This is a genomic window from Streptomyces sp. NPDC127084 (genome assembly GCF_042724175.1).
In the GTDB taxonomy this organism is placed as follows: Bacteria; Actinomycetota; Actinomycetes; order Streptomycetales; family Streptomycetaceae; genus Streptomyces.
Genome location: NZ_JBHXFA010000208.1, coordinates 1 through 9,286 on the forward strand (window position 1 = coordinate 1; position 9,286 = coordinate 9,286).

The 9,286-nt window shown below is 70.0% G+C and carries 11 protein-coding genes; 1 reads left to right on the top strand and 10 read right to left on the bottom strand.

Going from position 1 to position 9,286, the window contains the following annotated elements:
- Window positions 1–65 precede the first annotated feature (65 nt).
- The 9 genes from der to ACFWI9_RS30820 form a co-directional block, all read right to left on the bottom strand.
- On the bottom strand, window positions 66–1,514 hold the full coding sequence (gene der / locus ACFWI9_RS30780; protein WP_387167501.1) for a ribosome biogenesis GTPase Der: 1,449 nt from the start codon (window positions 1,512–1,514) through the stop codon (window positions 66–68).
- Between the two features lie 81 nt (window positions 1,515–1,595).
- Window positions 1,596–2,183, bottom strand: a complete 588-nt coding sequence (locus tag ACFWI9_RS30785; RefSeq protein WP_387167504.1) for a lysophospholipid acyltransferase family protein — start codon at window positions 2,181–2,183, stop codon at window positions 1,596–1,598.
- 71 nt (window positions 2,184–2,254) lie between these two features.
- Complete coding sequence (cmk, locus tag ACFWI9_RS30790; protein ID WP_387167506.1) at window positions 2,255–2,956, bottom strand: (d)CMP kinase; 702 nt, start codon at window positions 2,954–2,956, stop codon at window positions 2,255–2,257.
- Between the two features lie 155 nt (window positions 2,957–3,111).
- The gene (locus tag ACFWI9_RS30795; protein WP_387167509.1) at window positions 3,112–4,197 is read right to left on the bottom strand and encodes a prephenate dehydrogenase; all 1,086 of its coding nucleotides are present in this window, start codon (window positions 4,195–4,197) and stop codon (window positions 3,112–3,114) included.
- Window positions 4,194–4,556 (bottom strand): chorismate mutase, encoded by a 363-nt coding sequence (aroH, locus tag ACFWI9_RS30800; RefSeq protein WP_387167512.1) that lies wholly within the window; start codon window positions 4,554–4,556, stop codon window positions 4,194–4,196. The genes ACFWI9_RS30795 and aroH overlap by 4 nt, the downstream gene beginning before the upstream one ends.
- Window positions 4,557–4,682: 126 nt before the next feature.
- On the bottom strand, window positions 4,683–5,132 hold the full coding sequence (locus ACFWI9_RS30805) for a YidB family protein (protein WP_387167515.1): 450 nt from the start codon (window positions 5,130–5,132) through the stop codon (window positions 4,683–4,685).
- Window positions 5,133–5,340: 208 nt separating this feature from the next.
- Window positions 5,341–6,489 (bottom strand): methyltransferase domain-containing protein, encoded by a 1,149-nt coding sequence (locus tag ACFWI9_RS30810; protein ID WP_387167518.1) that lies wholly within the window; start codon window positions 6,487–6,489, stop codon window positions 5,341–5,343.
- A gap of 212 nt (window positions 6,490–6,701) precedes the next feature.
- Window positions 6,702–6,917: a hypothetical protein gene (locus ACFWI9_RS30815; RefSeq protein WP_387167521.1), complete on the bottom strand. Its 216-nt coding sequence runs from the start codon at window positions 6,915–6,917 to the stop codon at window positions 6,702–6,704.
- Complete coding sequence (locus ACFWI9_RS30820; protein WP_387167524.1) at window positions 6,914–7,291, bottom strand: DUF6415 family natural product biosynthesis protein; 378 nt, start codon at window positions 7,289–7,291, stop codon at window positions 6,914–6,916. Before ACFWI9_RS30820 ends, ACFWI9_RS30815 begins: the two co-directional genes overlap by 4 nt.
- 182 nt (window positions 7,292–7,473) lie before the next feature.
- Here ACFWI9_RS30820 and ACFWI9_RS30825 point away from each other — a divergent pair, with 182 nt between their 5' ends.
- Window positions 7,474–8,799, top strand: a complete 1,326-nt coding sequence (locus tag ACFWI9_RS30825; RefSeq protein WP_387167527.1) for a helix-turn-helix domain-containing protein — start codon at window positions 7,474–7,476, stop codon at window positions 8,797–8,799.
- On the opposite strand, the gene cutA is transcribed toward ACFWI9_RS30825, so the two are convergent.
- Window positions 8,800–9,129 carry a divalent-cation tolerance protein CutA gene (cutA, locus tag ACFWI9_RS30830; RefSeq protein ID WP_387167530.1) on the bottom strand — a complete coding sequence of 110 codons (330 nt, stop codon included), beginning with the start codon at window positions 9,127–9,129 and terminating at the stop codon, window positions 8,800–8,802.
- Between the last annotated feature and the right edge of the window lie 157 nt (window positions 9,130–9,286).

Here is a 9,286-nt window from a genome sequence, read left to right on the forward strand (position 1 = left end):
TATCAGTGTCCGCGCCCCACCCCCGAGGGGCGCGCCGCAATCCGGTGTGGCCGCTGCCCGAGCGGCTACTTCTTCCTGCCGCGCTTCTCACGCACCCGCACCGAGATATGGATCGGGGTGCCTTCGAAGCCGAACTCCTCACGCAGCCGCCGCTCCACGAAGCGCCGGTAGCCGTGCTCCAGGAAGCCGGAGGCGAACAGGACGAAGCGCGGGGGCTTGGTGCCTGCCTGGGTGCCGAACAGGATGCGCGGCTGCTTGCCGCCGCGGATCGGGTGCGGATGGGCCGAGACCAGCTCACCGAGGAAGGCGTTGAGGCGGCCGGTCGGCACCCGGGTCTCCCAGCCGTCGAGGGCCGTCTCGATCGCCGGGACCAGCTTCTCCATATGCCGTCCGGTATGGGCCGACACATTGACCCGGGGCGCCCACGAGACCTGCTGCATCTCGGTCTCGATCTCGCGCTCGAGGTAGTAGCGGCGCTCCTCGTCCAGCGTGTCCCACTTGTTGTACGCGATGACGAGGGCACGGCCCGCCTCGACGGCCATGCTGATGATCCGCTGGTCCTGGACGGAGATGGACTCGCTGGTGTCGATGAGGACGACGGCGACCTCGGCCTTCTCGACGGCGGCCGCGGTACGCAGCGAGGCGTAGTAGTCAGCGCCCTCCTGGAGGTGGACCCGCTTGCGGATACCCGCGGTGTCCACGAACTTCCAGGTCGTACCGCCGAGCTCGATGAGCTCGTCCACGGGGTCGCGGGTGGTGCCGGCCATCTCGTTGACGACGACGCGCTCTTCGCCGGCGACCTTGTTCAGCAGGGACGACTTGCCGACGTTCGGGCGCCCGATGAGCGCGATCCTCCGGGGGCCGCCGACCGCGTTGCCGAAGGTCTGGGCGGGGGCGTCGGGCAGTGCCTTGAGCACCTCGTCCAGAAGGTCTCCGGTGCCGCGGCCGTGCAGCGCGGACACCGGGAACGGTTCGCCGAGGCCCAGGGACCAGAGCATGGCGGCGTCGGCTTCGGCGGAGGGGCCGTCGACCTTGTTGGCGGCGAGGACGACGGGCTTCCCGGCCCTGCGCAGCAGCTTGACGACGGCCTCGTCGGTGTCGGTGGCGCCGACAGTGGCGTCCACGACGAACACGACGGCGTCGGCGGCCTCGATCGCGAACTCGGCCTGCGCGGCGACGGAGGCGTCGATGCCGAGGACGTCCTGCTCCCAGCCGCCGGTGTCGACCACCTTGAAGCGCCGTCCGGCCCACTCCGCCTCGTAGGTCACCCGGTCGCGGGTCACACCGGGCCGGTCCTCCACGACGGCCTCGCGGCGGCCGATGATGCGGTTGACGAGGGTCGACTTACCGACGTTGGGGCGGCCGACGACGGCGAGGACGGGGAGCGGGCCGTGGCCGGCCTCCTCGATGGCGCCTTCGACGGCCTCAAGGTCGAAGCCCTCCTCCGCGGCGAGCTCCATGAACTCCGCGTACTCGGTGTCGCCGAGTGCCCCGTGGTCGTGCTGGTCGTTCATGAAGTCCGTTCCTTGTTCTTCCGTGGTGATCGGTGGGCTCGCGGGCCGGTGGGGACCGGGAGCCCACTACTGAAGTCTGGCTCAGCGCCCGGTGAGGCGCCTGGCGTTTTCCAGGTGGGCGGTAAGCCGCTTCTGGATGTGCACGGACGCGTCGTCCAGCACCTTGCGGGTGCGTCGGCCGGTACCGTCGCCCTCGGTGAAGGCCTCGCCGAAGACGATGTCGACGCCGCCGCGCAGCGGAGGAAGCGCCGGTATCAGGCGTCCGCGCCGCTCGCTGCTGCCCAGCACCGCGACGGGGACGATCGGGGCCCCCGAGCGTACGGCGAAGTAGGCGAGTCCGGAGCGGATGGAGGTGAAGTCCCCCTCGCCCCGGGTGCCCTCGGGGAAGATCCCGAGAACGCCGCCGTGGTCCAGCACCGCGAGGGCGGAGGTGATCGCCGCGCGGTCGGCGCTGGTGCGGTCCACTTCGAGCTGCCCGATCCCGCGCAGGAACCTGCCGAGCGGACCGATGAAGGCCTCCCGCTTGATCAGGAAGTGCACCGGCCGGGGGGCGCAGCCCATCAGCATGGGGCCGTCGATGTTGTGCGCGTGGTTGACAGCGAGAATCACCGGGCCGTTGGCCGGGACATGCCAGGCCCCGAGTACACGCGGCTTCCACAGCGTGTACATGAGCCCGATACCGATCCGTCTGCCGACGGCGGCGCCTCTCCCTGAGGGAACCGAGGGAACAGCCGGTACGGTCACCGGGCGGCCCGCTTCTCCTCGACCAGCGTCACGACACACTCGATGACCTGCGAAAGTGTGAGCTCGGTGGTGTCGACCTCGACGGCGTCGCCCGCCTTCGCGAGCGGGGAGGTCTTACGGCTGGAGTCGGCGGCGTCGCGCTTGATCAGCGCCTCGCGGGTGGCGTCGAGACCGCTGGCCTCCTTGCCCTTCAGCTCCCCGCTGCGGCGGGCGGCGCGGGCCTCGGCGGACGCGGTCAGGAAGATCTTCAGATCGGCGTCGGGCAGGACGGTCGTGCCGATGTCCCGGCCCTCGACGACGATGCCCTTCTCGGCAGCCGCCGCTATGGTCCGCTGGAGGCCGGTCATCCGGGCGCGCACCTCGGGGACCGCACTGACCGCGCTGACCTTGGAGGTGACCTCCTGGGTACGGATGGGCCCTGCGGCGTCGGTGCCGTCCACGCTGATGGTGGGAGCGAGCGGGTTCGTACCGGACTCGATCACGGGCTTCCCGGCGGCACTCGCGATCGCCGCGGGGTCGTCGGTGTCGATCCCGTTGCTGATCATCCACCAGGTGATCGCCCGGTACTGCGCACCGGTGTCCAGGTAGCTGAGCCCCAGCTCGGCAGCGACCGCCTTCGAGGTGCTCGACTTGCCCGTGCCGGAGGGGCCGTCGATGGCGACGATCACGGATTCCACGGTGTCGGAGACCTTCCTCATACGCGTTTGCGGGCAGGCGGGAATGCCAAGGTGCCCCGCACAAGGTTACCGAGTGCGCGGCGGGGTCCACGCACCCGTGCTTATCAGCTGCCTATCGGCCTCATTTTCCGGGGCCGGGCCGGGGCCATGCGACCTGCCCGGCCCCGGGTCCAGAGCTACTGGCGCAGTGCCCAGCCCCGCTCCCGCAGCGAGGCGCTGAGCACCGGCGCGGTCGCAGGCTCCACCATGAGCTGCACCAGACCGGCCTGCTGGCCCGTGGCGTGCTCGATGCGGACATCCTCGATGTTGACACCGGCCCGTCCGGCGTCCGCGAAGATCCGTGCGAGCTCGCCGGGCTGGTCGCTGATGAGCACGGCCACGGTCTCGTACGTGGTGGGGGCGGCGCCGTGCTTGCCCGGGACGCGCTCACGTCCCGCGTTGCCGCGCCTCAGCACGTCCTCGACTCCGGTGGCACCGTCGCGCCGTTTGTCCTCGTCGGACGACTGAAGGGCACGCAGCGAGCGGACCGTCTCATCGAGGTCGGCGGCGACCCCCGCGAGGACGTCGGCGACCGGCCCCGGGTTCGCGGAGAGGATGTCGATCCACATCCGGGGGTCGGAGGCCGCGATACGGGTCACGTCCCGGATGCCCTGGCCACAGAGCCGGACCGCCGTCTCATCGGCGTCGGCCAGCCGCGCCGCGACCATGGAGGAGATCAGCTGCGGGGTGTGCGAGACCAGTGCCACCGCACGGTCATGGGCGTCCGCCTCCATCACCACGGGCACGGCGCGGCACAGCGCGACCAGCTCCAGAGCGAGGTTGAGCACCTCGGTGTCGGTGTCCCGGGTCGGCGTGAGCACCCAGGGGCGCCCCTCGAAGAGATCCGCGGTCCCGGCCAGCGGGCCCGAGCGCTCCTTGCCCGACATGGGGTGCGTACCGATGTACGCGGTCAGGTCCACACCGAGGGCTTCCAGCTCTCGGCGGGGCCCGCCTTTCACGCTGGCCACGTCGAGATAGCCGCGCGCGGACCCGGCGCGCATGGCCTCCGCGAGGGCGGCTGCCACGTATGCGGGCGGTACGGCCACGATCGCGAGGTCGACCTGCCCCTCAGGAGCCTCGTCCGTGCCGGCGCCGAGTGCCGCCGCCGTCCTGGCCTGCGCCGGGTCATGGTCCCTGAGGTACACGGTGACGCCCCGCCCGGCCAGCGCCAGGGCCGCGGAGGTGCCGATGAGACCGGTCCCGATGACCATCGCCGTTCTCACTGGGCGATGTCCTTGCGCAGGGCGCCCGCGGCACCGAGGTACACATGGGCGATCGCGGACCTGGGCTTGTCGGATTCGACATGCGCGAGGATCCGTACCACCCGGGGCATCGCGCCCCGGATGTCCAGCTCCTGGGCGCAGATCAGCGGAACGTCCACGATGCCGAGTCCGCGCGCCGCCGCGGCAGGGAAGTCGCTGTGCAGATCGGGCGTGGCAGTGAACCAGACGCTGATCAGATCGTCGGCGGTGAGCCCGTTGCGCTCCAGGATGGCGGTGAGCAGCAGACTGACCTGCTCGTCCATGTGCCCGGCTTCGTCCCGTTCCAGCTGGACGGCTCCCCGGACGGCTCGTACCGCCACGTCGTGCTCCTTTGCTCGTGCTCAAGTGCTCACAGTCAGCGTAGTCAGCCGCTGTGACACACCGGCGCGGCGACCGCCCTGCGAGACAGAGGACGGCCGCCGCGGCGCGGTCGGTGCGCGGACAGGTCACATCCGCTGCGACTTGATCAGCTCCTCCAGGGAGCCGGCTTTCGGAAGCTCCCCGTCGGGGGTCAGCTTGTCCACGGCCTTCGGCAGGGACTGCGCGATCTCGTCCGCGGCCTGCTGCGGGGTCACACCGCTCTGCCGCGCGACCTTGTCCAGCGTCTCGTCCGGCAGTGCCTCGGCGATCTGCGAGCCGCTGACGGGCTTGTTCTGACCGGTGCTGATCCAGGACTGGGCCTGCTCGACAAGGCCGGACTTGCTGAGCATGTCCATCAGGCCGCTGAGCGGGCTGCCGTTGGACGCGCTCTTACCGCTTCCGTTGCCGCTGAACGCGTTGAGCAGCGCGCCAAGGATGTTCCCGGCGCCGCCCTGGCCACTGCCGCCCTGACCGTTGCCGCCCTGGCCTCCGCCGAGCAGACTCCCCAGAAGACTGCCGAGATCGTTTCCCGCCATGGTCCTGCCTTTCGCGTAGGAGACGGGGATCACGGCAAATGTCACCCACGCCCGGCGCTGCCGCCACCCGGACCATCACGGATTGTCGCCACCGGAGAGATCGCACGGTGTCCGCCCGCCGCCACCACTCGATCGCACAGCCCTGTGTGACGGGATCCCGCGCCTTCGGCATAAATGCCACGGACGGCTCGGGGAGCCGGGCGGCGGCTCAGCCCGTCAGTCGGTCAACCGACGGGGCGACAGCAGGCCGCCACTCGGACTCGAGCACCGGAGCCAGCACGTTCCCAGGGCTGTGCAGCCACAGGTACTCGCCCTCGGGGCGCACAGTGAGTCCGAACCGTTCAGCGGGGGGCGAGCCGAGATCGACGTAGTCACGGTGCGCCGCCTCGATCTCGGACCACAGATCGCATGGGCCGTACTCCCACACATCGCCGGCGACGGCGGTCGCCGCCGAACCGTCCCGGTGCTGCGCCCACACCTGGATCCCGGCAGGCCCCTGGCTGTGCCACAGCCGTACACCCGGCAGCCGGGTGCCGCCCCACAGAGCGAACCCGAGGTGCAGCACCGCAGCCGCGCCGAGGCGGGTCTGACGGCAGCGAGCGGTACCGCTGTCGACGGGGGCGCCCTCACCGGCGCGGTGGGACCGCATCGGCATGTACGAGGCGCCACCGTGGAACGTACCCGTCGCAGTACCGTCGCCCCGCACCGTGAGCCGCACCAGGGCGCCCGACCAGAACTCACGGGCGAGCGGGGCGACGATGACCCCGCCGGGCCGCACCTGGTCGACGTACGCAGCCGGGATACGCCGCAGGGCACATGTGGCGAGGATCGCGTCGAACGGGGCGCCATCGGACCACCCGGCCTCGCCGTCTCCACAGCGGAGGTTCGGCCGGTACCCGGCGGCGTGCAGCGCCGCCGCTGCGTGCCCGGCGAGCGCCGGGTCCAGCTCTACGCTGAACACCTTCTCGCTACCGAGGCGCTCGGACAGCAGCGCCGCGACGTGGCCCGAGGCGGTACCGATCTCCAGCACCCGGGCGTCAGCCTCGACCTGGAGCAGCCCGAGCGACCGGGCGACCATGCTCGGCTGGCTGTTCGACGACGTTGCGACGCCTGGCCCGTCACCGGCACCGTCATCGAGCTGAATCACGACCGGCTCATCGGCGTGGATGAGAGCCAGCCGATCCGCCGGTGAGGCGAGCGGCGTGCAGCCGTCAGGATCCTGCCGCCACGCGCGGGCGGGGATGAAAGGCTCGCGCGGTACGGCGTCCCAGACGCGGCGCCATGTGTCATCGAGCAGACCGCGCTCGTGCAGCGTTCGCACGAGCGCGGCGTGCCCGCCCGGTTGGGCAGTCGTCACGACGTCAGCCCTCCGTGACCTTGCCCGGACCGCTGCCGTCGGGAGACGGCGGGGTCGGCGGCGGCGTCCACGGCTTGTCGCTCGGCTCCCCGCCGTGCTTACCTGCGTCGCTCATGGGCGTGACCTCCTGTGTGGTGGGGTTGTACACGGGCCGGCGGACGTGGAAACGTGCCCCGCTCGCACGGTCCGCCGTAGTCGGGCGAGCGGGAGTCTCAGGGGCAGGCCCACACCTCGACGTCCAGGACATGGACGCCCTCGCGGCCTCGGGCCCAGCCGCAGTTCACGGCGCCGACGGTGAGGCCCTTGCCGCAGGCGAAGCAGGCACGGCCCGCGTACTGGTTCCAGTCGAGCTCGCGAACGGGCGGGATCGGCTGCTCACGGCACGGCCGCCGTGGGACCGCCCCATCGGCGGGAGGCGTGCCCGTCACCGTGACTCCGCGACATGGCTGAGGCCCTCGTAGTGCTCGCACAGCGCCAGTACCGACGCGGCGACCTTCCGCGCGTGCCGTCGCACGGCGGCCGGTCCGATCCCGGGAGGTGTGGTCACCCGCAGGCACGCCCCGTCCACGGCGACCTGCGCCACCTTCGCGGGCATGTCACCCAGCGGGGCGCGGCGAATCAACTCCTGTACCTCCGGGACCAGCAGATACACGAAGCCGCACATCGCTGGGACGAGATCCTCCGATGCGGTCTCCTCGTCGGCCAGCACATCGCGGGCGACATCGCGCATCGTGGCGATGTCGGGCCATCGGTTCTCAGCGACCCCGGACAACGGCTCAGCTGGGGCAGTATCGTGCGGCACGTCGACGCTCCTCGCAGTGTTGACCACGCCCGGGACTGGTGCGGCCGGTCGCCGGGGCCTACTGCGAGAACTCTCCATCCAGCAGCGTCTTCCGAACTTCCCCGCAAGGGGTATACCCATCGTGGGTAGGCTCGTTGACATACCGTGAGACAGACTCGCTCGCGCAGGTACACGGGGCCACGATGACGCACTACAAACCACCAACCACGCTGCCCGCGCATGTGCTCGACAGTGCTGAGGTCCAGGCCGCAATCACAGCCCACGACTTCGGAGCCATTTTCCGGCTGGCCCGGGACTTAGCAGGGATCAGCTACTCGAAGATCGCCGCCGAATGCGACATCAAACCGGAACGGGTCGGCACCCTGGCACGAGGCCGCGGACGCATCACCACATTCGAAAAGATCGTGAGCATCGCGGACGCGCTACGCATCCCTGGACACCTACTCGGCCTCGCTGACCGACCGTGGGAGACACACGCGCAGTGCTCCTCCGTGGCACCTGCACGCACAACCACCACACAGGAAGACAACCAGGTGCGGCGCAGAGAGTTCTTCCATACGGCCACCGGCGCAACCCTCGCCGTCGGCATCACCGACCTGACTCGGCAGCCGACAAGCAGGCGCATCGGCGCTGACTACCCTGAACTGCTCCGTCTGCGTACAGCGCGTCTGCGGCGGCTGGACAACGTCCTAGGAGGCGGTGACACCTATCGCGTCTATCAGAGCGAGTATCAGGCCACCAAGGCACTACTCCGACACGCGACATACACAGAGGGGACCGGCGAAGCGCTGCTGTCCGTACTCGCCGAACAAGCCCAGCAAGCCGGATGGGCAGCGTTCGACGCCGGCCGGGAAGCCGACGCAACCGCCCTCTACAAGGAAAGCCACGCCGCGGCGACGACCGCGGGCGACAAGGACCTCGCCGGGAACGCGCTCGCGTTCCTCGCCTACCAGATGGTGAACGGGGATCGGAGATCAGGCGTAGAGATCGCCAACCGCTCATGCGCGACACTCGGTCCGGATGCCCCAGCCGGAGTCCGCGCTCTACTCCATGAACGGCGGGCATGGGCTTGCGCCGTGGCTGGCCTCGCCGCAGACACTGAACACGCGCTCGCCGAAGCAGCACTCGCCCTCTCTGACGCACACGAGACGCCGCAGCCGGACTGGGTTTCATGGGTGGACCTGACGGAGCTACGAATCATGACTGGGCGTTGCTGGGCCGAACTGGGAAGGCCGCTGCGTGCCGTGCCCATCCTGGAGGAAGCACTAACGGCCTACGACGACAGTCAGGCGCGGGACAAGGCGCTCTACCTGTCATGGCTCGCCGACGCGTACCTCACGGCTGGTGAGGTCGAGCAGGCAGCAAGAGTGACAAGCCGTGCCCTGGACCTCACCAACGGGGTTGCGTCTGTCCGGCCCCGCCGCAGACTCAACCCACTCCTCCAGCGGTTGACGAAGCACCGAGGCGTCGCTGATGTTGACGACGCCTTGGACAGAGCAGCACTTTAACTACGCGCCCTTGGGCTGGGTGTTCTCGGACACCCAGCCCAGACAAGCCTCCGTGCCCGCGACGATTGGCACAGCCGCTACCTCGGGGTTGTCCCACGGATGATGTTTGACCAGATGCGCCTCAAGATCCCGGTATCGCTCAGCGCGAGTCTTCAGCAGCAACTGCCACTCCTCACCGGTGCCAAACTCCCCGAGGTGCCAGAACACCGATGTGACCGGCCCGATGATCTGGGCCCCTGCCGCAAGCCGCTCCTTCACCACCGATTGCGCAAGAGCGATGGCCTGCTCCCGGGTCGGGGTCGCTGTCGACACCTGCACGAAGTCAGTCATGGCGGGAGCCTAGTAGCGAGCGCTCCAGCGCAATAGGCCTCGCGGCTCCCGGCACTACCGCCACGTCGACCATCACGGATGGTCGGCTACCGGAGCCGGGACGCGCCCCCCATAGCGGCCCCCACCCCGGGCCCCCCCCCCACCCCGCGCGAGAGCC